Here is a 23,473-nt window from a genome sequence, read left to right as displayed (position 1 = left end):
TCAGATCGAACCCGAAACGACGCCGGGACCAACCCCAGCCCGAATATCCGAAATTCGCATAAGGTATATTATGGAATATTTATATCTACAATTAGATCAGATATTTAGGCGGATCTTCTAGCAAACCAAGTCAGCTTCGCGACTGAACGACCGTAGCGGCCGTCAAGGAGCGCGAGGACGTGGCCAAGCTGAACGCCGGGCTGCAGCAGGAACTGGCCGGCAAGGGCCTTACCTTCAACCAGCCCAACGTAACACCGTTCCGCGACAAGCTGCGTTCCGCCGGCTTCTACGCGGAATGGAAAGGTAAATACGGCGACCAACCCTGGGAGCTGCTCGAAAAGTCCGTCGGCAAGCTGTCCTAAGCATCTGAACGCCGTCATGGCTCATGCCGGAATGACCGAAGCTGTTGGCGGCGAGGTGGGGCAGCCCCCTCGCCGCCGTTCGCTGCTGGCGTCGATCGAACACACATTGGGAATGCTGGTCGAAATCCCGGCGGCGCTTCTGGTCGTCGCCGAGATCGTGATTCTGTTCGCTGGCGTGGTGGCGCGCTATGCGCTGCACAGGCCGCTGATCTGGTCGGACGAGCTGGCGTCGATCCTGTTCCTGTGGCTCGCCATGCTCGGGGCTGCGGTCGCATTCCGCCGCGCCGAGCATATGCGGATGACGGCGGTGGTCGCCAACGCGAAGCCCGCCATGCGTGCCTACCTCGATCTGGTGGCGACGGCAGCCGCGCTGGCGTTTCTCATCCTGATCGCCTGGCCGGCTTACGAATACGCCTACGAGGAAAGCTACATCACCACGCCCGCGCTGCAGATCACCAATATCTGGCGTGCCGCGGCGCTGCCGGTCGGCATCGCCCTGATGGCGCTGTTTGCCTTCCTGCGGCTGGCCCGATCGGGCAATGTACGGACCATGCTGGGCGCGCTTCTGTCGGTCGCGCTTGTCATTGCCGTATTCTGGCTGCTCAGGGGATCGCTCAAGCCGCTCGGCAATCTCAATCTGATTATCTTTTTTGTCGGCGTGGCTGGCTTCTGCGTGTTTGCCGGCGTGCCGATCGCGTTCGGCTTCGGGCTTGCGACCTACGGCTATCTGGCGCTGACCACGGGCACACCGCTGATGGTGCTGGTCGGCCGCATGGACGAGGGCATGAGCCACCTCATCCTCTTGTCGGTGCCGCTGTTCGTGTTCCTGGGCCTGCTGATCGAAATGACCGGCATGGCGCGCGCCATGGTGGCGTTCCTGGCGAGCCTGCTGGGCCATGTCCGCGGCGGGCTGCATTACGTGCTGGTCGGCGCGATGTATCTGGTATCGGGTATCTCGGGGTCGAAGGCGGCCGATATGGCCGCCGTGGCGCCGGTGCTGTTTCCCGAGATGAAGGCGCGGGGCGCCAAGCCGGGCGATCTGGTCGCCCTCCTCTCCGCCACGGGCGCGCAGACCGAGACCATTCCGCCGAGCCTGGTGCTGATCACCATCGGCTCGGTCACCGGCGTGTCGATCGCGGCGCTGTTCACCGGTGGCCTGTTGCCGGGCCTGGTGCTGGCGATCACGCTCTCAGTGCTGGTGTGGTGGCGCTACCGCAACGAGGATCTGCGGCACGTCACGCGCGCAAGCGTCGGCGAGATCGTCCGCGCGTTCGCCATCGCCCTGCCCGCCATCGCGCTGCCGTTCGTGATCCGCTACGCCGTGGTCGAGGGCATCGCGACCGCCACTGAGGTTTCCACCATCGGCATCGTCTATGCCTTCATCGTCGGCTACCTGATTTACGGCCTCTTGATCTACCGCAATTTCGACTGGCGGCGGATCATGCCAATGTTGGTCGAGACCGCGTGCCTGTCGGGCGCGATCTTGCTGATCATCGGCTGCGCCACCGGCATGGCCTGGGGCCTCACGCAATCCGGCTTTTCGCGGACGCTGGCGGCCGCCATGACCGGCCTGCCCGGTGGCTCGGCCACGTTCATCGCGGTGTCGATCGTGGCCTTCGTGATCCTGGGCAGCGTGCTCGAGGGCATTCCGGCGATCGTCCTGTTCGGGCCGCTTCTGTTTCCGATCGCCCGTGCCGTGGGCGTGCACGAGGTCCATTACGCGATGATCGTTATTCTCGCGATGGGTATCGGGCTATTCGCGCCGCCCTTCGGAGTGGGCTATTATGCGGCTTGCGCCATCGGGCGCGTCGATCCGGCCGAGGGTATCCGGCCGATCTGGGGCTACCTGCTGGCGCTGATGGTCGGTCTGATCATCGTGGCGATCTTCCCGTGGATTTCCATCGGGTTCTTGTAAGTCAAATTTTTCAGATGGGACAAAGCCGATGAGCGCAGCCCAGAACCAGTATTCCATCGGATTGGACAAGACGCCGGCGAACTACGTGCCGCTGACGCCCCTGAGCTTCCTCGCGCGCAGCGCCGCCGTCTATCCCGATCATGTCAGCACGGTCTATGAAGGCCGCAGCTTCACCTGGGCCGAAACCTATGCGCGGTGCCGGCGCTTTGCGTCCTGGCTCGCCGGCCGCGGCATTGGCGTCGGTGATACGGTGGCGGCGATGCTGCCGAATGTTCCGGCCATGAACGAGGTGCATTTTGCCGTGCCGATGGCCGGTGCCGTTCTGAACGCACTGAACATCCGGCTCGATGCGCCCTCGATCGCCTTCCAGCTCGACCATGGCGGTGCGAAAATCATCCTCGTCGATCCCGAATTCTCCGGCGTTATTGCGGAAGCGCTGACGCTGATGAATGGCCCAAAGCCCTTCGTCGTCGATGTCGAAGACGCGGCGTTTTCAGGCGGCAAGCGGATCGGTGAACTTGAATACGAAGCGACGGTCGCAGCGGGTGATCCGGCCTTCGTCGCAAGGCTTCCCGGCGATGAATGGGACGCGATTGCGCTGAGCTATACCTCGGGTACCACGGGCAACCCCAAGGGCGTCGTGACCCATCACCGCGGCGCGTATCTCAATGCCGTCAGCAATATTCTGGCCGGCAATCTCGGCCAGCATCCCGTCTATCTGTGGACGCTGCCGATGTTCCACTGCAACGGCTGGTGCTTTCCGTGGACGGTGGCGGCCTCTGCCGGCACCAATGTCTGCCTGCGCAAGGTGGATCCGGCCAAGATCTTTGAGCTGATCCCGAAGCACGGCGTCACCCACATGTGCGGCGCGCCGATCGTCTACAACACGCTGATCAACGCGCCCGGCGCGCCGAAAGGCAAAGCCGCGCGTCCTGTCGTCGGATTGATCGCAGGCGCTGCGCCGCCGGTTGCTGTCCTCGAAGGCGCCGAAAGCATCGGCATCAAGTTGACGCATGTCTACGGCCTGACCGAGGTCTATGGCCCCGCCTCCGTCTGCGCCGAACAGCCGGGCTGGGATGAATTGCCGGCCGACCAGCGCGCGCAGCTCAAGCGCCGGCAGGGCGTGCCCTACCCGCTGGAAGAGGCCGTCACCGTGCTTGATCCCAAGACCATGCAGGAGGTGCCCCGCGATGGGGAAACCATCGGAGAGGTGATGTTCCGCGGCAACATCGTGATGAAGGGCTATCTGAAGAATGAGAAGGCCACGCAAGAAGCCTTCGCCGGCGGCTGGTTCCACACCGGCGATCTCGGCGTGCTCGACGAGCACGGCTACGTCATCATCAAGGACCGCTCCAAGGACATCATCATCTCCGGCGGCGAGAACATCTCCTCCGTCGAGGTCGAGGACGTCCTCTACAAGCATCCGGCCGTGCTGTTCGCGGCCGTGGTCGCAAAGCCCGATTCAAAATGGGGCGAAGTGCCCTGCGCCTTCGTCGAGTTGAAGGAAGGCGCGAAGGCGACGGAAGCCGAGATCATCGCATTCTGCCGCAGCCACATGTCCGGCTTCAAGACGCCAAAGGCGGTGGTGTTCGGCACCATCCCGAAGACCTCCACCGGCAAGATCCAGAAGTTCATGCTGCGCAACCAGGTGGATTCGGCGAAGGCGATTTCGGCTTAGTCCGCTCGCCGCCGTCATTGTGAGCCAACGGGTCGCGCGAATGCGCGCCCGATGACAGGCTCCGCGAGGCAATCCATCGTGCCGCTCGCGCAATGAAAAGTATGGATTGCTTCGTCGCTTCGCTCCCTTGCGCAAACGCTTTGCGTTTGTTGCAGGCAATGACGACCAACCCACAATAGCTACGACTGTCTCTCTTTGACCGGCGGATAGTATTGCGGCGCTTCGGTCCGCTCGTACATTCCGTAGTCGCGCATGACCTCGAAAATGCGAAAGTACTGGGTTGTCGGATCGGCAAACAGGCGCGTGCCGAATTCGACGCCGGCTCGATCGTCCGGTAAATCGATCAGGTGTGCAAAATACCCCCCACGATAGACGCTTGTGAAAGCGTCACGGCGCCATGCGGTTTCTGCCGGTAGCGTGGCATTATTCGATTCTGAGACCAGAACGTACGTTGGCTCGCGCCTTGCGGGATCATTGTAGGGCGTGCGCCGCTCGGGTTGCCAGATCGGTTGGCCCCGCCTTGCTTCGTGAATCACCTGGGCGACGCGGATGCGATAGTCCGAAAAGACTCTTTCGCGGCCGATGGTTTGGACATCGTGATGGCGCGCGTGAGCCCGCCAGGCCGTTAAAGCTCCCTCGTCCTGCCAGATCTGGTAAGACAGCAGCAGGTTCTCTCGCGTCAAACTCCTGAAGCGGTCGATGAAGAGGCAACCACCCATCGCCTCCAGGTCGGGCTTCAGCGAGGCCGCGAGATCGAGATATTGATCGCGGTGTCCGGGCCTTGTCTGGACTTCAAAGAACAGACCAATCATCGCAGTTCCTCCGCGCCAACCTTTGCTTGGCTGCAATGCCCACTCCAATACTCTCACGTCTTCGGCGTCACAAATCCGGCATCGGCAAAAAATCCGCCAGGCACCGATGAGTTTCCGTGGCTGCGCCGGTCTTACACACGAGGTCGGGGCGTAGAACAAGGAACCAAAAATGTTGCTGAAAGACAAGGTTGCGGTGATCTATGGCGCCGGAGGCGCTGTTGGAGGTGCTGTCGCACGCGCCTTTGCACGCGAGGGCGCAAGGCTTTTTCTCACCGGGCGCCACGTTGTTCCCGTCGAAGCGGTCGCCAAGGAAATCGCGTCAGCCGAAACGTCGGAGGTGGACGCGCTCGATGAACAGGCCGTCGACAGGCACCTGCAATCCGTGATTGAAAAAGCCGGCCGCGTCGATATCTCATTCAACGCGATCGGCATCCCGAACACGACGCTACAGGGTGTGCCGCTGGCCGAGCTCGCGGTCGAGCAATTCTCCCTGCCGATTGCGACTTACACCAGGTCCTACTTTTTGACCGCGCGCCTCGCCGCCCGGCGGATGGTCGCCAAGCGATCGGGCGTGATTATGACCGTTACGTCGATCCCCTCGCGGACAGCCATCCCGTTGATGGGAGGCGTTGGTCCGGCGATGAGTGCTGTGGAAGCGCTCACGCGCGATCTGTCTGCCGAGCTCGCGCCGCAGGGTATTCGCGTGGTTGGCCTGCGGCCGCAGGGGATGCCGGAGTCCGGCACGATGAAGGAAGTGTTCGGACTTCATGCCAAGGCATGGGGCGTTTCGCGCGAACAGTTCCAGGAGATGATTGCGAACCGGACCCACATGCGGCGGCTGACGACGCTCGAGGAGACGGCTGACGTTGCGGCCTTCATGGCCTCCGATCAGGCAAGCGCGATGACCGGAACAATAGTCAATCTGAGCATAGGGAGCCTCGACGACTAGCGACTTTGGCAGCAGCCGCGGACTGCAAAAAAGCCGCCGAGCACCGATGAATGTCAGCCGTGGGGTCGGTCATGAGGTCTGCATGTGTAACCGGCCCGGCATGAGAGGACAAAATGCTTCCATTGACTGACAAGAACGTGATCGTGATCGGCGGTAGCCGGGGCGTAGGGCGGCGGATCGTGGAAGCCGCCGCCCGCAATGGCGCGCACGTGCTGGCGGTGGCCCGACAGGAGTCCTCGCTCCGGCGATTGGCTCACGAGGTCTCCGGCACGGACATTCTCTCGCTCGATGCCACGGACGAAGGAGCACCTTCAAAGGTGCTGGACGTTCTCGAACCCGACATCCTGGTTCTCTGCGCGGGCGCGTTTCCGCCGGCCGCGCCGCTACACGAGCAGAGCTGGCAACAATTCGCCGTGAACTGGGAAACCGACGTCAGAATCGCGTTTCACTTCTGCAAGGCTGCGCTGTCGCGGCCGCTGCCCCGAGGCGCTTCGGTCATCCTGATCGCAAGCGGCGCCGCGCTCGCAGGGTCGCCAAATTCGGGAGGGTACGCCGGCGCCAAACGCACGCAGATCTTCATTGCGAACTACAGCCAGAAGGAATCCGATCGTCTTGGGCTCGGCTTGCGATTTGTGGCGGTCGCGCCGCGCATCATCCCAGACACCGAACTCGGCAAGCATGCAGTCGCGGGCTATGCCCGCTATCTCGGCATATCCGCGGCCGACTTCATCAAGAGCATGGCTTCACCGCCAACCTCATCTGAGGTCGCGACTGCGGTCATTGAATTGGTTACGAAGCCAGATGCCTCCAATGGAGGTCTTTTCATCGTCTCCGGCCAGGGCCTCGAGGCCGTGCAGGGATGACAAAACCGTTGAAGAGAGCGGCCGGACGCCCAATATCGATGGCCATGACCGCGGTGGAACCAATACCTCCAGAGCAAACCCCAAATCAGGCGTTTGAACGGCTCGCCGAGCCGTTCCGCCGTGAACTCAAATTGCATTGCTACCGCATGCTTGGGTCCGTGCACGAAGCCGAGGATCTCGTGCAGGAGACCTTCTTGCGCGCCTGGCGCAACTTCAGCAGTTTTGAGGCACGCGGATCGTTTCGCGCGTGGCTCTACCGGATCGCGACCAACGCCTGCCTTAATGCGCTCGCCAGTCGCAAGAGCGTGCAGCGCTTTCTGCCCGATCAGCGGCTACCCGCTGCCGCAGGGATGCCGAACGGCACACCGGCAATGGATGTCGCGTGGCTCGAACCTTATCCGGATTCGAACCTCGAAGGGATCGTCGATGACGCGCCGAATCCGGAGGCGCGTTATGCGTCTCGCGAAGCGGTGCAGCTGGCCTTTGTCGCTGCCATTCAGGAGTTGCCGCCGCGCCAGCGCGCCGTGCTGTTGCTGTGCGACGTGCTCGGCTGGTCCGCCATGGAGGCGGCGGCATTACTCGACGGTTCGACCGCTTCGATCAACAGCGTTCTGCAGCGAGCGCGTGAGACGCTTGCCAAACGCTATCCCGAAGGCCGACCGCCGGTCGCCCCTCGGCCAAATCAAGCGCAGCAAAAGTTGCTCGGCCGTTATTTGCGGGCCTGGGAAGCGCTCGATGTCGATGGCTTTGTCGCTCTCCTCAAGGCGGATGCGACCTACACCATGCCGCCGCTGCCGCAATGGTATGCGGGACGCGAAGCGATCCGCAGCTTCTTTTCGTGGGCCTGGAAGGCGTATGACGGCTATCGTCTGATACCGACGGCGGCCAATGGACAGCCCGCCTTCGCAGCCTATGCCCGCAAGAGCGCGGATGCGCCGTGGACCCCACACTCTGTTCAGGTGCTCGTCCTCGAGCATGATATGATTTCCAGATTGACGCTGTTCTATGAACCCGCTGGCACGCGTTTGTTTCAGTCCTTTGGACTCCCACTCACGCTCCCGGACATCGCGACTTCGTAGCGTGCGCCAATCGACTTTACTGCCGATAGGGTTGGTTCGCCCACCCTATGACAGCTCAATTTCTATCGAGCTCCAGCCGCATACCGTCATAGGCCGGGATCACGCCCGGCGGCAGGCTCTGGCGCAATACCTCGTAATCGAGGTCGGAATGCATGTTGGTAATGACGGCGCGCTTCGGCTTGAAGCGCTCGATCCATGAAAGTGCGTCGTTGACGCTGAAGTGGCTGGGGTGACCGGCATAGCGCAGCCCGTCGACGATCCAGAGGTCGAGGTTTTCCAGCGCCGCCCAGCTCTCCTCGGGAATGTCGTGGAGGTCGGGCGTGTAGGCGGCGTTACCGATGCGGAAGCCGAGCGCGGGAATCCTGCCGTGGTGAACCAGGAAAGCGGAAAGCTTCACCGGCCCGCCCTTGCCTTCGGTCTCATGACTCTCGCCCGCTTCAATCGAATGACGCGTCAGGATCGGCGGATAATCGCTGCCTTCAGGCGCGACGAAGCAGTAGGAGAAGCGCGCCATGATGTCTTTCGCGGTCGATTGGTTGAAGTAGACTGGAATGCGCCGGCGCTGGTGCAGCACGACCGAACGCAGATCGTCGATGCCGTGGGTCTGGTCGGCGTGCTCATGGGTCAGGAACACCGCATCGATGTGATCGACCTTGGCCTCGATCAACTGCTCGCGCAGGTCGGGCGAGGTATCGATCACGATCCGCGTGGTGCCGTGCGCGCCGTTGCGCTCGACCAGCAGCGAGCAGCGGCGGCGGCGGTTCTTCGGATTGTTGGGATCGCAGGCGCCCCAGCCGAGTGCCGGGCGCGGTACGCCGGCCGAGGAACCGCAGCCGAGGATCGTCAGCGTCACTGTCATGCGGCGGCCTTCGGCGCCGGTACCTTGGAGAATAGACGAAAGAAATTCTCCGTCGTCTGCCGCGAAATCTCTTCCAGGGAGACGCCGCGCGTCTCCGCCAGCACCTTGGCGACTTCGACCACGTAGGACGGCTCGTTGCGCTTGCCGCGAAACTTGCCGGGCGCCAGATATGGCGAGTCGGTTTCGACCATGATGCGGTCGGCCGGGAGCTCGGCGGCGAGCTCGCGCAAGGCTTCCGACTTCTTGAACGTCAAAATGCCCGTGAACGAGATCGACAGGCCCAGACTGATCGCCTTCATCGCCAGTTCGCGCCCGCCGGTGTAGCAATGCAGCACTGCGCGGAACGGTCCCTTAGCCACCTCGTCTTCGAGAATGCGGCCGCAGTCCTCGTCAGCTTCGCGGGTATGGATCACCAGCGGCAGGCCGGTGGCGCGGGCGGCTGCGATATGCGCGCGAAAGCCGCGCTCCTGCGCTTCGCGGGAGCCGTGCTGATAGAAATAATCCAGCCCCGCCTCTCCCAGCGCCACGACCTTCGGATGCTTCGTCAGCTCGATCAACTCGCTCGCGGGAATGCCGTCTTCCTCATCGGCCTGATGCGGATGGGTGCCGACCGAGCAATAGACATTGGAAAACCGTTCGGCGATGGCGAGCAGCCCGCCGAGCCGCTTGACCCGGGTCGAGATGGTGACGATACGGCCGATCCCCGCCGTCTCGGCGCGCGCGACGATGGCGTCGAGATCTTCGGCAAAATCCGGAAAGTCGAGATGGCAGTGGCTGTCGACGAGCATGGCTTGCAAACGGCTCAATCCACCTTTGGTTCGACGTAGCGCGGAAAAACGCCGACCGGCGGCGGCAACGTCGTGCCCGCCTTGATCCGCGTGGCAAGCGCCGCGAAGTCGCGCGCCTCCTTGTCATCGGGGATACCGAGACTATCCAGCAGCTTGCTCGAGGCGTCCGGCATCGCCGGCTGGGTCAGGATGGCGACCTGCCGCACCACTTCCGCCGTCACGTACAGCACGGTTTTCTGGCGCGCCGGGTCGGTCTTGGCCAGCGCCCACGGCGCCTCGCCCGCGAAATAGCGGTTAGCTTCCGCCACCACGGCCCACACTGCATTGAGCCATTGATGGATCTGCTGCGTCGCCATCGCGGTACGCGAGGCCTCCAGCATGCCATCCGCCTGTGCCAGGATCGCCCTGTCATTGTCGGTGAACTCGCCGGGCTCCGGCAGCACGCCGCCGAGTTGTTTTGCGATCATCGACAACGAGCGCTGCGCCAGATTGCCGAGATCGTTGGCGAGATCGGCGTTGATGCGCGCTACGATGGCTTCATGGCTGTAACTGCCGTCCTGTCCGAACGGCACTTCGCGCAGGAAAAAATAGCGCATCTGGTCGACGCCATACAGGTCGGCCAGGTTGAAGGGGTCGACGACATTGCCGACCGACTTCGACATCTTCTCGCCCCTGCTGAACAGGAAGCCGTGCGCGTAGACCCGCTTCTGCACGGGGATACCCGCCGACATCAGGAATGCCGGCCAATACACCGCGTGGAAGCGGATGATGTCCTTGCCGATGACGTGTACGTCCGCCGGCCAGTAGCGCCAGTTCGGATCGCTCTCGTCGGGAAAGCCGATCCCGGTGATGTAGTTGGTCAGCGCATCGACCCAGACATACATTACATGTTCAGGATCGTTCGGCACCTTGACGCCCCAGTCGAACGTCGTGCGCGAGATCGACAGATCCTTCAGGCCGCCCTTCACGAAGCTAATGACTTCGTTGCGGCGCGAATCCGGCCCGATGAAATCAGGCTGGTTCTCGTAAAGCGCGAGCAGGCGGTCCTGATAGGCCGACAGCTTGAAGAAGTAGCTCTTCTCCTCGACCCACTCGACCGGCGAGCCCTGCGGGCCGCGGCGCACATTGTCCTCGCCGAGGACAGTTTCCTCCTCGGCGTAATAGGCTTCGTCGCGCACCGAATACCAGCCGGCATAGACGTCGATATAGATGTCGCCGTTCTGCTGCATTCGATTCCAGACCGCCTGGACCGAACGATGATGGTCAGGCTCCGTGGTGCGGATGAAGCGGTCGAACGACACGTTGAGCCGCTCGTCCATCTCCTTGAATCGGCCGGCATTGCGCGCAGCGAGCTCCGCGACGCCCATGCCTTCGCTCTCGGCGGTCTGCACCATCTTCAGGCCGTGCTCGTCAGTGCCGGTCAGGAAGAATACGTCCTTGCCGTTCAGCCGCTGAAACCGCGCCAGTGCGTCGGTCGCGATCGCCTCATAGGCGTGGCCGATATGCGGAATGCCGTTCGGATAAGCGATCGCGGTAGTGATGAAATAGGTGTTGCGCTCGGCAGCCACCGCTGGTCGGGCAGCCGGCTTCGCGCGTGGCGCGGCGGGCTTCGGACTTTCTGCCACGGAGGCGATCTGCACCGCAGAACTCGTTTCTTGCGGCGGTACCGCGCGCTTCTTCATCGGCGTCTTCGTTGCGGATTTCTTCGCTGATTTCTTGACGGTTTTCTTCGCAACCTTTTTGGTCGATTTCCTCGCAGCTTTCTTCGAGGCCTTCTTTGCAGCCTTCTTAGAAGTCTTACCGGCCTTCTTCACGACGCGCTTGCTCTTGGTCGCACTCTTCTTGGCCGCACGCTTCTTCGCTGCCTTCTTGCTGGCGCGCGTGGGCGGCGCCTTGCGAGCCTTCTTCGCCTTGCGCTTTTTCGAAGCTTTCTTTCCAGCCTTCGCCACCACGAATTCCTTCTCAACTCAATGATTGTCGGGATTACTATTGGACGGAGCGTTATCGGGTTGCTTCCGCGAGCATCCCGAACACCGAGAAAACCAGCGGTTTTCGCTCCAGATTGTACGATTCGGTGTCGCGCGCGGCGCGGATAATCTTTTCCCATACCTCCGCCAGCCGTGCAAGGCGGGGCAGATTTGCGTTGGCGTCGCCAGCGCGCAGCTTTTCGCCGATCCAGCGATCGATGCCGTCGATGAAAGCAGCTAGCGCCACGCGGTCGCTGGTGCCCAGCGCATCGCCCAGCGCATGCAACTCGCGCGGATCGACCTGCGGCAGCGTCGCCAGCAGCGCCGCAGTCCGCTGCTGCAGCTTCAGCGCGTCGCCGCCGAGCAGCGTCAGCGCGCGAGACACACTCCCCTCCGCGGCATCGGCAGCCTCCGACAGAGCCGGATCATCGGATGCGATGTCAGCGGCCCGCGCCGCTGCGCGGATCACGTCGCCGGTTGCCAGCGGCCGCAGCGGCAGTTTGCGGCAGCGGGACAAGATCGTCGGCAAGGCCCGCGCCGGCGAATGGCTGACGAGCAGGAACAGCGATCGTTGCGGTGGCTCCTCGAGGATCTTGAGCAGCGCATTGGCGGCGTTCGGATTGAGCTCGTCGACGGTGTCGACGATGCAGACCCGCCAGCCGTCCACCGCCGCGGTCGAGCCGAAGAACGAAATCGTCTCTCGCGTCTCGTCGACAGTAATCACGGTCCGCATCACGCCACGATCGTTGAGGCCGCGCTCCAGCACCAGCAGCCCGCCATGCGCGCCGGCGGTGATCTGGCGCGCGACGGGATCGTCCGGATCGATCACAAGCGTCTCGGCGCGCTGCACCGAAGGCGCCGTGGGCTTGGGGTTCGCGAGCACGAAGCGGGCCATGCGATAGGCCAACGTCGCCTTGCCGATGCCCTGTGAGCCACCGATCAGCCAGGCATGCGGAATGCGCCCACTGCGATAGGCATTCAGCAACGCCGTCTCGGCCTCGCGATGGCCGAACAGATCGGCCGTTTCGCGGGGATGCCTGACCGCGACCTCCTGCTCGGTCTTGCGTGCGCTCATGCCGTACCCATCGTGCTCGGGATCGTGAACAGGTGATCACGCAGCGCAGTCCAGACGCGCGCAGCGACCGTATCGGCGTCGGCATTGGCGTCGATCAGCACGCAGCGCTGCGGATCCTCAGTGGCAATCTGCCGATAGGCATCGCGCAGGTCCTGATGAAATTTCAGATCTTCGGCCTCGAAACGATCCGGCGCGCTGCTGCCGCGGCGAGCCGCGGCGCGCTGCAGGCCGACTTCCACGGGGATGTCCAGAATGATGGTCAGGTCCGGCTTGAGATCGCCGATGGTGACGCGCTGCATGGCGTTGAGCACGATGGGAGAGACCTGCCCCAGACTGCCCTGGTAGGCGCGGGTCGAATCCGAGAAGCGGTCGCATAGCACCCACGTTCCCTGGCTGAGCGCGGGCTGGATCACCGTACGAACGTGATCGTCGCGGGCGGCCGCGAACAGCAATGTCTCCGCTTCCGGTCCGAGCAGCTTGCCCATTCCCGACAGCACGAGATGCCGCATGATCTCGGCGCCCGGCGAGCCGCCGGGCTCGCGGGTGACGATGGCGCGCAGCTTTGCCGCCGCAAGACGCTCGGCGAGCTTCTTGATCTGCGTGGACTTTCCGGAGCCCTCGCCCCCCTCAAACGTGATGAACTTCCCGCGTCCGGAAGGCCGCTGCAGCGTTGCCTGGGTCATGCTCAGAGCTTCTCTGCGCTCGCGCGGAACATGCCGATGACGAGCTCGCTGACCCCGTCGATCGCGCGACGCATGGTCGAGCCGGTGCCGATCGATTCCGCGGCAAAGACCGGCGCCTCCACGGCGATATTGGCGCCGCGCCACACCTTGACGACGCCGACAGGCTGGCCGGATTGGATTGGCGCCTGGACCGGGCCCTTGTAAACGATGCGCGCGATCAGTTTCTCATTGCCGTTCTTCGGCACCATCACCTTGATCGGCTGGGGGCTTGCAAGTTTCACCGAGCGGCTTTCGCCGCCGAACACCTTGGCATAGCCGACCTGTTGATTGGCCGCGAACAGCGTGCGCGTCTCGAAATTGCGAAAACCCCATTCCAGCATTTTCTTGGCCTCGGAGGCCCGATCGTCGGCATCCTCGAGCCCGTTGATCACGACAATCAGCCGGGTGTCGTTCTGCACGGCGGACCCGACCATGCCGTAACCGCCCTCCTTGGTGTAGCCGGTCTTCAGCCCGTCGGCGCCATTGACCGTGTTCAACAGCGGATTGCGGTTCTGCTGCCGGATCTTGTTCCAGGTGAACTCCCTCTCACCGAACAATTTGTACATGTCGGGATAGGTCAGGATCAGGTGGCGGGCGAGTTTTGCCAGTTCCCGCACCGTCATCTTGTTGGCGGGATCGGGCAGTCCGCTGGAATTGCCGAATGTCGACTTGGTCATGCCAAGCTCGCGGGCGCGCTTGGTCAAGAAGTCGGCGGCGAAGATCCGCTCGTTGCCGGCCATGCCTTCGGCGAGCGCAATGCAGGAATCATTGCCGCTCTGGATGATCGCGCCCTTCAACAGGTCGTCCACCGATACCTTGCTGTTGAGAATGGCAAACATGGTCGAGCCGCCGGCCGGCGCGCCGCCCTTGCGCCAGGCGTTCTCGCTGATCCGGTATTCGTCCGTCGGCTTTATCTTGCCTTCCTTGATGGCGTTGAAGGCTACCTCGACGGTCATCAGCTTCAGCATGCTGGACGGCGCCCGCAATTCGTCGGCGTTCTTTTCGAACAGGACGCTGCCGCTGGAGGCCTCGACGAGGATCGCGGTCGGCGCGTCACCGTCGAATCCGCCCTCCTCCTTCTTAGGCGCGCCTTGCACGCTGTTGTTGGCGGCGTGCACAATCCCGCCCCAACCGACCGCAAGCGCGAGGACGGCCGCCATCAGGCCGCGCCATGGGATGACGGCCGCGGCGTCGAATTTGCGGGAAACGGAAGTCTCTGCTGCCATCGGCGATGTCCTGAATCCCTGCGTTTTAACAGTTGGAAGTATCGCAAACAACACAGGTTTTTTGGACTTGCCGCCGTGTCGGTCGGATTGCGGCACCGGACGAAGGAACGTATCGTGCCGATGCTGCAACTTCCCGACAAGATACGAAAAACAGGGCGGAAACGCGATGCCAACTTCACGCACTATTTCCGCCAACGGATTGGAGCTGTTCGTGCTTGAGCAAGGCCAGGGTCCGCTGGTGCTGCTCTGCCATGGCTGGCCCGAACTATCCTATTCCTGGAGGCACCAGATCCCCGCGATCGCGGAAGCCGGCTTCCATGTCGTCGCCCCCGACATGCGCGGGTTCGGCCGGACGAGCGCACCACCCGACGTCGGCGCCTACACCCTTTTCCACAATGTCGGCGACATGGTCGCACTGGTGGCGGCACTTGGCGAAAAGCAGGCCGTCATTGTCGGTCATGATTGGGGCGCGCCGGTCGCCTGGCATGCAGCCATGTTCCGCCCCGATGTCTTCACCAAAGTTGCCGGCCTGAGCGTTCCGCCGCCTTCCCGCGGACGCGGTCTTCCGCTCGAAACCTTGCGGCAAAACGGCGTCACCAATTTCTACTGGCAGTATTTTCAGACTCCGGGAGTGGCGGAGGCCGAGTTTGAGCGCGATGTCGCCGCGACAATGCGGATCGTGCTGGCCGGGCGCGGGTTCTCTGATCCGACGGCCCACCAATTTGTTCCGGAGGGCAAGGGATTTCTCGCTGGCGCCGATCCGAATCGGCCATTGCCGGGCTGGCTAACCGAGGCCGACCTCGCCTATTTCGCAGCCGTCTACCAGCAGGCCGGCTTTCGCGGCGGGCTTAACTGGTATCGCAACATCGACCGCAATTGGGAGCTGACCGCGCCGTGGCAGGGCGCGCAAATCCACCAACCCTCCCTGTTCATCGCGGGTTCGAAGGATGGCGTCATTACCGGGCTGATCGGCGCCAAGCAGGTCAAGGAGATGGAGCGCGTGCTACCGAACTTGCGGCAAAAGCTCATTCTGGATGGAGCCGGCCACTGGATCCAGCAGGAGCGGCCCGAAGAGGTCAACGCCGCCCTGATCGCGTTCCTGAAGAGATAGAGCGTTTTCCAGCGAAGTATGCCCTCGGACTTGATCCGTGGATGACGACCGGTTCGCGTCAGGAAAGCTAGTACAGCCCGCGCCCGCTGAGGACCTCGCTTGGTCCCCGCGGATCGACCGGCAGGTAAGCCTGGCTCGGAGCCGCATAGCGGGCATCATTCTCATAGGACACGGCGCGGAGGTTTTCCGCCGCGCGACCGCGCGAGCGGCCAGAGGCCGACATTTCCGAAGTTGCGTTGATCGAGGCATAGTCTGCCGAGGTATTGCCGAGGCTATAAGGCCGCCCCTCCGGCATTGGAACCTCGCCCCGGATTCGAGCCGCGGACGACGGCATCATATCGGGAACAAACGGACGGGCCGAAGCGACCCGGACCGTGGCCGGGGACGGTGCAGGCTCACCGGTCCGGAGCGTTGCCAGCAATTGGCGGTCGTCGGAACCCTCAAGCGGCGCCCGGCCGACATACTCAACGCGGACCTTGGCAACACCATTTGCTTTGAAATCAAGCAGTTCCGCCGCTTTGTTCGAGACGTCGATAAGGCGGTTGCCGTGATAAGGGCCACGGTCGTTGACCCGGACGATCAGCGACTTGCCGTTCCGGGTATTGGTCACGCGGGCGTAGCTCGGAATCGGCAGCGTCGGATGGGCGGCCGTCAGCGAGGTCATGTCGAAGACTTCGCCATTAGCGGTCAGCCGGCCATGGAAGTCGTCGCCATACCAGGAAGCCATTCCCTCGGCGCGATAGTTCGGATCCTCTTCCGGCACGTAGACCCGCCCTGCGACGGTGTAGGGCTTGCCGATGCGGTAGGTTCCCCCGCCCTTCGGCACAGGCTCCCCGAAAGCCACCACGCGGGGACTGGAGGACACGCCATATTTGGGATCGATGCGCTGGGCGAATTTGTCCGACGAGGCGCAGTTGGCAAGGACAAGGCACGTTGCCACGGCAACGGTACCGCGAACCGCCAGGATGATCGTTCTCGCCCGTCGAATCCCCATCACCCCAAATACCATTTTCAGCGGCCGACTGCCTATGTTGAAGCGTTGCGGCCTAACCCCCACGATGCGGCCCACCTCCGCATCACCCAGTGACGATATCGCAACCGGAACACGGCGGAAATGGGGTGTGGTCCCGCGTGGTGAATGAATGGTTGCTTTGCGCATCCTCCGTTTTACGGGCGTGCACTATCGATATCAGGCAAAACAGGGCCGTGCGTGCGGTCTCCTGTGCCGCTTTCAGACGATCTGTTGCAGCAAATCATCACTCATGACCGTTCTGCGATTCCGCCTGTGAATCTTTTTGACTGTGCAGCGGTGGAGTCGTTCTGTGCGTGCAGGGGCGCATAAGGATTTGTGCGATGATCGAGACGGTTACAGCGGTGATGGGTTTGGTGAGCGCGGGCATTTTTCTTGCCCATGCGTTTGAAGGCTATCGCTCCAGAGCTTGAGGGTTGAACGCCTCGCGGTTCGGGGGGACCGCCCGGCTTCGGGTATGGCTTGGGAGGGATTCGGAAAGCTTTAATAAATTCGGACGATCTGATGTGGTAGGTGTCTCATGCGTAACCACGACGTGGTCTCCAACGGATTTCTTGCCCTGATGACGGCCAGCCTTGTACTCCTGTGCTCGGGCCTGCTGGCTGTAGCGTTCGGCTAAACAATGGTCTGCCGCATCGGTGCCGGGACGGTGCGATCCCGGCCAGAACCAGCATCCGCCCGACGAACCGCTGGCGGATGTATTGCGGCCGATGCCGCCACCAAGATTTCTTCCACATGTACATGAGGTAAGATCGGCGGATCAGCCTGGTACAGCCAGTTGCGGGAGCGGACGCATGAGCCGCTGCCTCGAAGAGTACCGAATGCTCTGCGGCGGACTTGCGTCCGCGCCCTCGTCGCAGTCTTACTTGCGAAATAATCGTTTGGGCCCAAATTGGGCCACGTCCACATTGCGTTCGAGCCAGCCCTACGCTAAGCGACTGAAATTCTTGAGCTGGAAGGGTGGCCGAGTGGTTTAAGGCACCGGTCTTGAAAACCGGCGTGCCTGCAAGGGTACCGTGGGTTCGAATCCCACCCCTTCCGCCAGAACCTACTGAAAAGACTATATTTTTCGCCCCTTCAAGACTTCTACGCACAATCTGAAGAAGGCCCTTAGAAGTCCCCCTTGCCGATTTCCGCAATGCACGCCACTGTGCACAGGGGGGGGGAACCAATGATCGCGCTCGGCATATTCGGAGCGGTGCTGTCACTAGCACTGATGCTCCTGTTCGCGGTTGCCGTGATGATCTCGATTAAAGTCGAGCGATTGGGCGGCAGCGGCATTGAATGATCGCGATCGGTCCCTGAGGGCGAGACGAGGTTCATGCCCCTTTCTTTGTCAGTTCCCGACGGGGAAGCGTCGCATTCGTAACAGAATTTGGCTCAGGTTCTCCTCGAAGATTGCCTAGTAGTTTTCGAGTGCCAGAAATGCGTATCTTCAGTCCTTCCCCGGTCGTCCTGGTAATTGGACTTGCCACGATGTCGATGAACACGAGCGGAGCAATGATCGCGCTCAGCTTGATCGGATTCGCGGCGATCATTCTGACAGTGCTGTTAGCCGCGACAGTGGTGATAACGGCCGAAGTCGAACGATTGGATGCCAGGGCGATCGAATGACGCACTACTAGCCGGCGCCGTAAGGCTTGTTGAGAAAGTAATCGCGATTGCCCAGCGCCTTCTCTGCGTACTGGTCGATCGCAACGGTGATCGCCTGGACGTGTTGAAAGCAGTATGGCCACGCGCGATGGCGCGAGTTCATCCTCGGCGGCGCCACCAAGAGCCTGCTGTCAAAGCCGCCGCTCCCGATGCTGCTTTCGCATTGAGGGCATCCCGCCGCCGCCGACCGCGCGCGGCTGCGGCGAGCGCTCGTGCGATAACTAAAGCGTCAGCCTGACATTGCAGATGTCGCGTTCCTGCGGATCCGATTTCACTTCGAAGCCAAGACTGCGGCACATTGCCAGCATCACGGTGTTGTCGGCTAGGACGTCGCCGGAGATGGCTTTCAATCCCTCGGATTTCGCATATTCGATGATCATCTGCATCAGGGCCCAGCCGAGCCCCCTGCCCTTGAGGTCCGACCGCAGCAGGATCGCATACTCGCCGCTCTCATAGATCGAGTCCGAATGGATCCTGACCACGCCGACCAAATCGTTGGTCGCTTCGTCGAACGCAACAAAGGCCATCGCCCGTGCATAATCGAGCTGGGTCAGGCGGGCGATGAACTCGTGAGAAAATTCCTTCATCGGGGCGAAGAACCGCAGCCGCAGGTCCTGCATCGTGACGTGTTTGAGCATCTCGTGGATCAGCGGCTCGTCCTCGGGCCGGATCGGACGAACGAATACGCGCCAACCGTCCTTGACCTCGATGTGACGCTGCCATTGCGAGGGATAAGGCCGCACAGCGAAATTCGCAGGGCCTGAACCGCGAAACTTCCGCTCCACGCGGCCGACCACGACGCGCGCATCGACGGCGAGCACGCCTGCTTCATCAGCCAGCAATGGATTGATATCGAGCCCGCGGATTTCGGGAATGTCCGCGGCCATCTGCGCCAGCTTGACCAGAACCATCGCGACGGCGTCCGGCTTCACCGCCGGCACGTCGCGATAGGCGCGTAGCAGCCGCGAGACGCGGGTGCGCTCGATCAGGCCGCGCGCCAGTTGCAGGTCGAGCGGCGGCAGCGCCAGCGCTTTGTCGTTGATGATCTCGACCGCCGTGCCGCCGCGGCCGAACACGACGACGGTGCCAAATGTCGGATCGTCGGCGAGGCCGAGAATGAGCTCGCGTGCCTTTGCCCGCACCACCATAGCCTGCACCATCACGCCCGAAATCCGCGCCTCCGGCCGCAGCGATCTTGCCCGCGCGAGAATCTCGGCGGTTGCCTTGCGCACCGCGTCGGCGTTGGTGAGGTTGAGCACGACGCCGCCGACGTCGGACTTGTGCACGATGTCGCGCGACATGATCTTGAGCACGACGGTCGAGCCCTGCGCGAACAGCGCGTTCGCATGAGCGACCGCCTCTTCGGTGCCGGCGGCGGCGAAGGTCGGTACGACGGCGATGTCATAGGCGTCGAACAGCCGCTTCACCTCGATCGGATCGAGCCAGGAGCGGCCGTCGGCGAGCGCTGCGGCAACAATCTGCCGCGCTGCGTCGGCATCGGGCGCGAACTCGCTCGGCATGGCCGGCGGAACCTGCGCCAATGCCTCCACCACCTCGCGATGGCGAACCAGATGCATGAAACCGAGGACGGCGTCGCCGCCGGTTTGATAGTTCGGAATTCCCGACCCGCTCAAGAGATCGCCGATCGACGGCTCCGCACCAACCCAGACCCCGAGAACGGGCTTCGGCGACATGCGATGCCCGCCGCGATATTTCTGCACCACCCCGGTCACGGCCTCGGCGATCTCGTCAGCGCGCGCAATCGCCGTCTGCACGTTCATGACAAGCACGGCGTCGTTTTCGGGGTCGGCCAGCAACGCCTCAAGCGCTGCGGCATAGCGCGCGGGATCGGCATCGCCGACGATATCGACGGGATTCGATTTCGACCATGTCGGCGGCAACACAGCGTCCAGCTTCTCACGGATCGCCGGCGAGACTGACGCGGGAATGCCGCCCAGTTCGACCAACCGGTCAACCGCCAACACGCCGATGCCGCCACCATTGGTCAGGATCGCGAGCCGCTTTCCAGGCGGCGATTTGAGGCGCCCGAGCGTTTCGGCACAGTCGAACAGTTCTCGAAGATCCGATACGCGCAGGATGCCGGCGCGCTGAAAGGCGGCGTCGTAGACGGCGTCTGCCCCGGCCAGCGCGCCGGTATGGGTTGCAGCGGCCCGCGCGCCCTGCGCCATCCGGCCTGACTTGACGACCACGACCGGCTTGATTCTTGCGGCGGCGCGCGCCGCCGACATGAACTTGCGGGCATCCTTGATCGCCTCGATGTAAAGCAGGATAGCGTGCGTCTTTTCATCCAGTGCGAAGTAATCGAGCAAATCGGCGATATCGACGTCGAGTTGGTCGCCGATCGAAACAATGCCGGAAAAACCAACCGCCCGCTGGGCTGCCCAATCCACCATGCCCGCAGCAATGGCGCCGGACTGCGAGATCAGCGCCAGATGTCCCGCGGCCGGCATATGCGCGGAAAAGCTCGCATTGAGACTGACGCCAGGCATCATGATGCCCAGGCAATTCGGCCCGATCAGGCGCATACCGTATTTTTGCGCGGCCCGCTCCGCCGCATCCGCCATCGAACCTGGACCGTGCCCGAGCCCGGCACTGACAATAACTGCGCCTGCCGCACCGCGGCGGCCCGCTTCATCGATCAGGCCCGCGATGGTGCGGGCCGGCGCGGTGAGGACGACGAGTTCCGGCGCAAAAGCCAGTTTTGCTATGCTGCCAGCGGTCGCGACACCGTCGATCTCGTGATAGCGCGGATTGACGAGGCCGAATTCGCCTTTGAATTGGGCTTTACGAATATTGTTGAGAATGGCGCGGCCGACCGAGCCATGGCGCGGGCTGGCTCCGACCAGTGCGACGGAATGCGGCGAAAGCAGATTCTTCAGACGATAGGTGGACATTAGGCCTTGCTATCTGGCAGGTCGCAGACCCCTGTGAACCGATATCCCACCAAATGTGTTCCCAGCGACCTGATAACCCGGAACGATCTCGGCCCCCGACAACCCCTTGTCCGAAACGGAGGCCGATCAGTTCGGAGAGCGGCCACTGATCAAGTTCGACGTGGCCGCGATCATCCGCTCCGCGTGCCTGAACAGCCGTTCGGAATCGCGGCGGAAGAAGTCGAGCTGATGCTGGCCGCATTCCCGGCACATCGTCTGGACATCCCTGACGGAATGCGCGCCCGCCATCTTCGCGACGAACTCCGTGAACAGATGCATCTCGGTCTGTGTTCGCTCCAGCATCTCGTCGCCGAGAAACACCATTTCCTCGAACATTATCTTCTGCGCGCCAAGCATGAACTCCAGCGCGCCCTGGTTCAGTTTGGCAGCTTCCGCTTCAGCATTTGCGCCTGCTGGAAAGGAATCGGAAGCGGCCCGCTCAGAGAGCTCTGACATGACAATCTCCGATTTCTGAGTTTTCCGCCGAAACGATAGATGGGCGGCGGGCCGAACATTGAGGTGCATCAAACTGGCGTCATTGCGACCGCGACCACAGCCGAGAAGGTTCATGACAAGGAACTCACCGGGACGAAAGGTCACATCCCCGCTACTGAAGGTCAGTGCGACATCAGCACCGGCACGGTCATGCAGTCGAACATGCTGCGCGTGACACCGCCCAGAATTCGCTCCTGCAATCGCGAATGGCCGTATCCCCCCATTACCAGGAGGCCCATATTGCTTTCAGCAGCGACCGACAGAATGGCGCCCTGAACGTCGCCGCGATCCGCCTTCAGCCGCTGCACCCGGGCCGCAATGCCGCGCCGCCCCAGATACGCGACGAGATGGTCGGACGAGGCTTCGCCCGCCTCCTCATTGACCGCAATCACGGTTACGGCCTTGGCGCCCATCAGAAACGGCATCGCATCGCGCACCGCGCGGGCCGCCAGGCGGCTGCCGTCCCAGGCGATACCGACATGCTGAGCGTCGAGCGGCCCCTTGTGGATATAGGGAACCACCAGCATCGGCCCGCCGGAATTAAACAGGATCTGCAGAGGAATCTCGTTGTCGTAGCTGGCTTTCGAGGGTTCCGGCTGCAGCACTATCGTCATGTCGTAGAGCCGGGCAAGCGACCCGATGGTCCGCCCGGCCTCGGCGGGGATCGCTGCGAATGTCCTGGTGCCGTAGGCGATTTTGGCAAGCTTGGCCTCGATCTCGAACACGGCGATCGCGGCGTTCGCCCTTTCCTGGGCACGCTCCTGTTCGGCCCCCATCACGGCGGCAGCAGCGGCGCCGCCGCCTTCTACAATCATCCCGGCGGCGCTCATCGATTCGTAGCCGATGGCGACCGCATCGAGATGCGACCGACGTGCAATGGCCAGCGCGACAGCGACGTCGATCACCGGCCTGACCGGCCGTTCGGATGGAATATGAACCAGAATGTTCCTGAACATCGCCATTCTCCCACACATTCGCGAGGGCTTAAGATCCCCGTCCCGGGTTGCTGCCGGCGAAGATGCCCGACGGGCGAATGGCCGTGGTTGACGCACATCAAACCCGGACGCTTCCGAGCGGAAGCCTATGCGAGCGGCGGCGTCAGCGGGCTCCGGCGTGCGTGAGGTCGCGATGAGCCGCGATAGCGTCGCCGAGCAGCTTGTCCCTCCGATGGCGATAGGCCGGCGGATGCTTCTTGCCTCGTTTGCTATTCTCGGCCTGCAGCGATCCGCTGGCAAGACCGGCGAAGCGCTTGAGGTCGCGGAGGTCGCCCAGCGCGCGCTGCAGCCGTTTTGCCGGCCGGTGCAGGTGACGCAATTCGCCCCGGCCCCGTAGCGCGACGGTTTCCGTCAGCGCTTCCAACATGTACCGGAAGCGTTTGACCCTGATCCTCAGCCGGTGTCGGCGCGACGCACCTAAAGTCTTCAGGCGCTGCCCCTTGCGGATCAACCGTTCGTACCAGCGGTCGAGTTCGCGTGCGCAATAGGATTGCAGGGTCTCCGCGTCCTTGCGCCGCTTGTGTCGCTCAAGCCACGGTCCTTGTCTGATCCAGCGCGCCATTGCTTCGACCAGGCGTTGCGTCCGGGCGGAGCGCAGCGAGCGAACCAGGCGGCGGTGATCCCGCATCTGGTGCTGATCGAACTGCTCGCCTAGTATGCGCTCAGCCCAAGCGCGGTATCGCTTGCGGCGCGCATACTCCATGACGACGTCGCTGTCGCGCGCGGCACCGAGCGGGCCATTCAGCCAGGCGATCTCCTTCTTCAGCCGAAGCCATTCCGAATCGACCACGACCGGAGCAAAGAAAGCCACGGCGGCGCGCAACCGCGTTATCGCGACCCGGATCTGATGCACGGCCTCGGCATCGCCGGCGCACGCGCTGCTGTGATGCGCTTTGATAGCCGCGACACACTCGAGCGTCATCTTCTGGAATGCGGTCGC

21 protein-coding genes, 1 tRNA gene and 2 pseudogenes are annotated in these 23,473 nt (G+C 62.7%); 11 read left to right on the top strand and 13 right to left on the bottom strand.

The annotated features are described in order from the left end of the window. Positions 1–155: 155 nt before the first annotated feature. The 3 genes and pseudogenes from GWE18_RS27195 to GWE18_RS27185 all read left to right on the top strand — a co-directional run. Positions 156–362 (top strand): annotated as a pseudogene (locus GWE18_RS27195) (TRAP transporter substrate-binding protein); the annotation flags it as partial. 16 nt (positions 363–378) lie between these two features. Continuing rightward, a complete protein-coding gene (locus GWE18_RS27190; RefSeq protein WP_275188755.1) occupies positions 379–2,277 on the top strand; it encodes a TRAP transporter large permease subunit in 1,899 nt (632 codons plus the stop codon). A gap of 28 nt (positions 2,278–2,305) precedes the next feature. Continuing rightward, positions 2,306–3,955, top strand: coding sequence for an acyl-CoA synthetase (locus GWE18_RS27185; RefSeq protein WP_275188754.1), 1,650 nt, complete (start codon positions 2,306–2,308; stop codon positions 3,953–3,955). Positions 3,956–4,134: 179 nt separating this feature from the next. Here GWE18_RS27185 and GWE18_RS27180 read toward each other — a convergent pair whose 3' ends face one another. Then, complete coding sequence (locus GWE18_RS27180) at positions 4,135–4,767, bottom strand: antibiotic biosynthesis monooxygenase family protein (RefSeq protein ID WP_275188753.1); 633 nt, start codon at positions 4,765–4,767, stop codon at positions 4,135–4,137. 169 nt (positions 4,768–4,936) lie between these two features. On the opposite strand from GWE18_RS27180, the gene GWE18_RS27175 reads away from it, so the two are divergent. The 3 genes from GWE18_RS27175 to GWE18_RS27165 all read left to right on the top strand — a co-directional run bounded on the left by GWE18_RS27175 (position 4,937) and on the right by GWE18_RS27165 (position 7,658). Beyond that, entirely contained in the window at positions 4,937–5,716 is a 780-nt protein-coding gene (locus GWE18_RS27175) for an SDR family oxidoreductase (protein ID WP_275188752.1), read from the top strand. Positions 5,717–5,829: 113 nt separating this feature from the next. Then, positions 5,830–6,579 carry an SDR family oxidoreductase gene (locus tag GWE18_RS27170; protein ID WP_275188751.1) on the top strand — a complete coding sequence of 250 codons (750 nt, stop codon included), beginning with the start codon at positions 5,830–5,832 and terminating at the stop codon, positions 6,577–6,579. Between the two features lie 44 nt (positions 6,580–6,623). Further along, positions 6,624–7,658: a sigma-70 family RNA polymerase sigma factor gene (locus GWE18_RS27165; RefSeq protein WP_275188750.1), complete on the top strand. Its 1,035-nt coding sequence runs from the start codon at positions 6,624–6,626 to the stop codon at positions 7,656–7,658. Between the two features lie 55 nt (positions 7,659–7,713). Here the strand turns inward: GWE18_RS27165 and GWE18_RS27160 are convergent, their stop codons facing one another. Genes GWE18_RS27160 through metG form a run of 3 tightly spaced genes read right to left on the bottom strand, consistent with a single transcriptional unit; the run spans position 7,714 to position 10,873 of the window. Then, positions 7,714–8,517: an MBL fold metallo-hydrolase gene (locus GWE18_RS27160; protein WP_275188749.1), complete on the bottom strand. Its 804-nt coding sequence runs from the start codon at positions 8,515–8,517 to the stop codon at positions 7,714–7,716. After that, entirely contained in the window at positions 8,514–9,305 is a 792-nt protein-coding gene (locus GWE18_RS27155; RefSeq protein ID WP_275188776.1) for a TatD family hydrolase, read from the bottom strand. Before GWE18_RS27155 ends, GWE18_RS27160 begins: the two co-directional genes overlap by 4 nt. Before the next feature lie 14 nt (positions 9,306–9,319). Continuing rightward, positions 9,320–10,873, bottom strand: a complete 1,554-nt coding sequence (gene metG, locus GWE18_RS27150) for a methionine--tRNA ligase (protein WP_275188748.1) — start codon at positions 10,871–10,873, stop codon at positions 9,320–9,322. Between metG and GWE18_RS27145 the strand changes: the two genes are divergently transcribed. After that, entirely contained in the window at positions 10,857–11,279 is a 423-nt protein-coding gene (locus tag GWE18_RS27145) for a hypothetical protein (protein WP_275188747.1), read from the top strand. The two genes, metG and GWE18_RS27145, sit on opposite strands and share 17 nt — an antisense overlap. A gap of 27 nt (positions 11,280–11,306) precedes the next feature. On the opposite strand, the gene GWE18_RS27140 is transcribed toward GWE18_RS27145, so the two are convergent. Genes GWE18_RS27140 through GWE18_RS27130 form a run of 3 tightly spaced genes read right to left on the bottom strand, consistent with a single transcriptional unit; the run spans position 11,307 to position 14,295 of the window. Next, positions 11,307–12,347: a DNA polymerase III subunit delta' gene (locus tag GWE18_RS27140; protein ID WP_275188746.1), complete on the bottom strand. Its 1,041-nt coding sequence runs from the start codon at positions 12,345–12,347 to the stop codon at positions 11,307–11,309. Then, the gene (gene tmk, locus GWE18_RS27135; RefSeq protein ID WP_275188745.1) at positions 12,344–13,030 is read right to left on the bottom strand and encodes a dTMP kinase; all 687 of its coding nucleotides are present in this window, start codon (positions 13,028–13,030) and stop codon (positions 12,344–12,346) included. Before tmk ends, GWE18_RS27140 begins: the two co-directional genes overlap by 4 nt. A gap of 2 nt (positions 13,031–13,032) precedes the next feature. Continuing rightward, a complete protein-coding gene (locus GWE18_RS27130) occupies positions 13,033–14,295 on the bottom strand; it encodes a D-alanyl-D-alanine carboxypeptidase family protein (RefSeq protein ID WP_275188744.1) in 1,263 nt (420 codons plus the stop codon). Positions 14,296–14,461: 166 nt separating this feature from the next. On the opposite strand from GWE18_RS27130, the gene GWE18_RS27125 reads away from it, so the two are divergent. Beyond that, entirely contained in the window at positions 14,462–15,406 is a 945-nt protein-coding gene (locus GWE18_RS27125) for an alpha/beta hydrolase (protein WP_275188743.1), read from the top strand. Positions 15,407–15,473: 67 nt separating this feature from the next. On the opposite strand, the gene GWE18_RS27120 is transcribed toward GWE18_RS27125, so the two are convergent. After that, positions 15,474–16,400, bottom strand: a complete 927-nt coding sequence (locus GWE18_RS27120; protein ID WP_275188742.1) for a septal ring lytic transglycosylase RlpA family protein — start codon at positions 16,398–16,400, stop codon at positions 15,474–15,476. A 990-nt stretch (positions 16,401–17,390) separates the two neighbouring features. On the opposite strand from GWE18_RS27120, the gene GWE18_RS27115 reads away from it, so the two are divergent. After that, positions 17,391–17,480: transfer RNA gene (locus GWE18_RS27115), tRNA-Ser, on the top strand. Positions 17,481–17,861: 381 nt separating this feature from the next. Next, positions 17,862–18,050, top strand: coding sequence for a hypothetical protein (locus GWE18_RS27110; protein ID WP_275188741.1), 189 nt, complete (start codon positions 17,862–17,864; stop codon positions 18,048–18,050). A gap of 7 nt (positions 18,051–18,057) precedes the next feature. On the opposite strand, the gene GWE18_RS27105 is transcribed toward GWE18_RS27110, so the two are convergent. Beyond that, the gene (locus GWE18_RS27105; RefSeq protein ID WP_275188777.1) at positions 18,058–18,192 is read right to left on the bottom strand and encodes a hypothetical protein; all 135 of its coding nucleotides are present in this window, start codon (positions 18,190–18,192) and stop codon (positions 18,058–18,060) included. On the opposite strand from GWE18_RS27105, the pseudogene GWE18_RS27100 reads away from it, so the two are divergent. Continuing rightward, positions 18,164–18,256: pseudogene (locus tag GWE18_RS27100) on the top strand (universal stress protein); the annotation flags it as partial. The gene GWE18_RS27105 and the pseudogene GWE18_RS27100 sit on opposite strands and share 29 nt — an antisense overlap. A gap of 54 nt (positions 18,257–18,310) precedes the next feature. Here GWE18_RS27100 and GWE18_RS27095 read toward each other — a convergent pair. The 4 genes from GWE18_RS27095 to GWE18_RS27080 all read right to left on the bottom strand — a co-directional run bounded on the left by GWE18_RS27095 (position 18,311) and on the right by GWE18_RS27080 (position 23,455). Next, positions 18,311–21,004 (bottom strand): bifunctional acetate--CoA ligase family protein/GNAT family N-acetyltransferase, encoded by a 2,694-nt coding sequence (locus GWE18_RS27095; RefSeq protein ID WP_275188740.1) that lies wholly within the window; start codon positions 21,002–21,004, stop codon positions 18,311–18,313. 126 nt (positions 21,005–21,130) lie between these two features. Then, entirely contained in the window at positions 21,131–21,499 is a 369-nt protein-coding gene (locus GWE18_RS27090) for a hypothetical protein (protein WP_275188739.1), read from the bottom strand. A gap of 161 nt (positions 21,500–21,660) precedes the next feature. Then, positions 21,661–22,494: a universal stress protein gene (locus GWE18_RS27085; RefSeq protein WP_275188738.1), complete on the bottom strand. Its 834-nt coding sequence runs from the start codon at positions 22,492–22,494 to the stop codon at positions 21,661–21,663. Between the two features lie 142 nt (positions 22,495–22,636). Beyond that, the gene (locus tag GWE18_RS27080; protein ID WP_275188737.1) at positions 22,637–23,455 is read right to left on the bottom strand and encodes a CHAD domain-containing protein; all 819 of its coding nucleotides are present in this window, start codon (positions 23,453–23,455) and stop codon (positions 22,637–22,639) included. Positions 23,456–23,473 lie beyond the last annotated feature (18 nt).

It is taken from the genome of Bradyrhizobium sp. CSA112, from assembly GCF_029051645.1.
Classification (GTDB): domain Bacteria; phylum Pseudomonadota; class Alphaproteobacteria; order Rhizobiales; family Xanthobacteraceae; genus Bradyrhizobium.
Note: the sequence above shows the minus strand (reverse complement) of the source record. Positions and strands in the feature narration are given on the sequence as shown.

Bases quoted from the DNA above. Each gene is read 5' to 3' on its own strand.
- GWE18_RS27190 (WP_275188755.1), top strand. From the start codon at position 379: ATGGCTCATGCCGGAATGACCGAAGCTGTTGGCGGCGAGGTGGGGCAG.
- GWE18_RS27185 (WP_275188754.1), top strand. From the start codon at position 2,306: ATGAGCGCAGCCCAGAACCAGTATTCCATCGGATTGGACAAGACGCCG.
- GWE18_RS27180 (WP_275188753.1), bottom strand. From the start codon at position 4,767: ATGATTGGTCTGTTCTTTGAAGTCCAGACAAGGCCCGGACACCGCGAT.
- GWE18_RS27175 (WP_275188752.1), top strand. From the start codon at position 4,937: ATGTTGCTGAAAGACAAGGTTGCGGTGATCTATGGCGCCGGAGGCGCT.
- GWE18_RS27170 (WP_275188751.1), top strand. From the start codon at position 5,830: ATGCTTCCATTGACTGACAAGAACGTGATCGTGATCGGCGGTAGCCGG.
- GWE18_RS27165 (WP_275188750.1), top strand. From the start codon at position 6,624: ATGACCGCGGTGGAACCAATACCTCCAGAGCAAACCCCAAATCAGGCG.
- GWE18_RS27160 (WP_275188749.1), bottom strand. From the start codon at position 8,517: ATGACAGTGACGCTGACGATCCTCGGCTGCGGTTCCTCGGCCGGCGTA.
- GWE18_RS27155 (WP_275188776.1), bottom strand. From the start codon at position 9,305: ATGCTCGTCGACAGCCACTGCCATCTCGACTTTCCGGATTTTGCCGAA.
- GWE18_RS27140 (WP_275188746.1), bottom strand. From the start codon at position 12,347: ATGAGCGCACGCAAGACCGAGCAGGAGGTCGCGGTCAGGCATCCCCGC.
- tmk (WP_275188745.1), bottom strand. From the start codon at position 13,030: ATGACCCAGGCAACGCTGCAGCGGCCTTCCGGACGCGGGAAGTTCATC.
- GWE18_RS27130 (WP_275188744.1), bottom strand. From the start codon at position 14,295: ATGGCAGCAGAGACTTCCGTTTCCCGCAAATTCGACGCCGCGGCCGTC.
- GWE18_RS27125 (WP_275188743.1), top strand. From the start codon at position 14,462: ATGCCAACTTCACGCACTATTTCCGCCAACGGATTGGAGCTGTTCGTG.
- GWE18_RS27120 (WP_275188742.1), bottom strand. From the start codon at position 16,400: ATGGGGATTCGACGGGCGAGAACGATCATCCTGGCGGTTCGCGGTACC.
- GWE18_RS27110 (WP_275188741.1), top strand. From the start codon at position 17,862: ATGCGTATCTTCAGTCCTTCCCCGGTCGTCCTGGTAATTGGACTTGCC.
- GWE18_RS27105 (WP_275188777.1), bottom strand. From the start codon at position 18,192: ATGAACTCGCGCCATCGCGCGTGGCCATACTGCTTTCAACACGTCCAG.
- GWE18_RS27095 (WP_275188740.1), bottom strand. From the start codon at position 21,004: ATGTCCACCTATCGTCTGAAGAATCTGCTTTCGCCGCATTCCGTCGCA.
- GWE18_RS27090 (WP_275188739.1), bottom strand. From the start codon at position 21,499: ATGTCAGAGCTCTCTGAGCGGGCCGCTTCCGATTCCTTTCCAGCAGGC.
- GWE18_RS27085 (WP_275188738.1), bottom strand. From the start codon at position 22,494: ATGTTCAGGAACATTCTGGTTCATATTCCATCCGAACGGCCGGTCAGG.
- GWE18_RS27080 (WP_275188737.1), bottom strand. From the start codon at position 23,455: ATGACGCTCGAGTGTGTCGCGGCTATCAAAGCGCATCACAGCAGCGCG.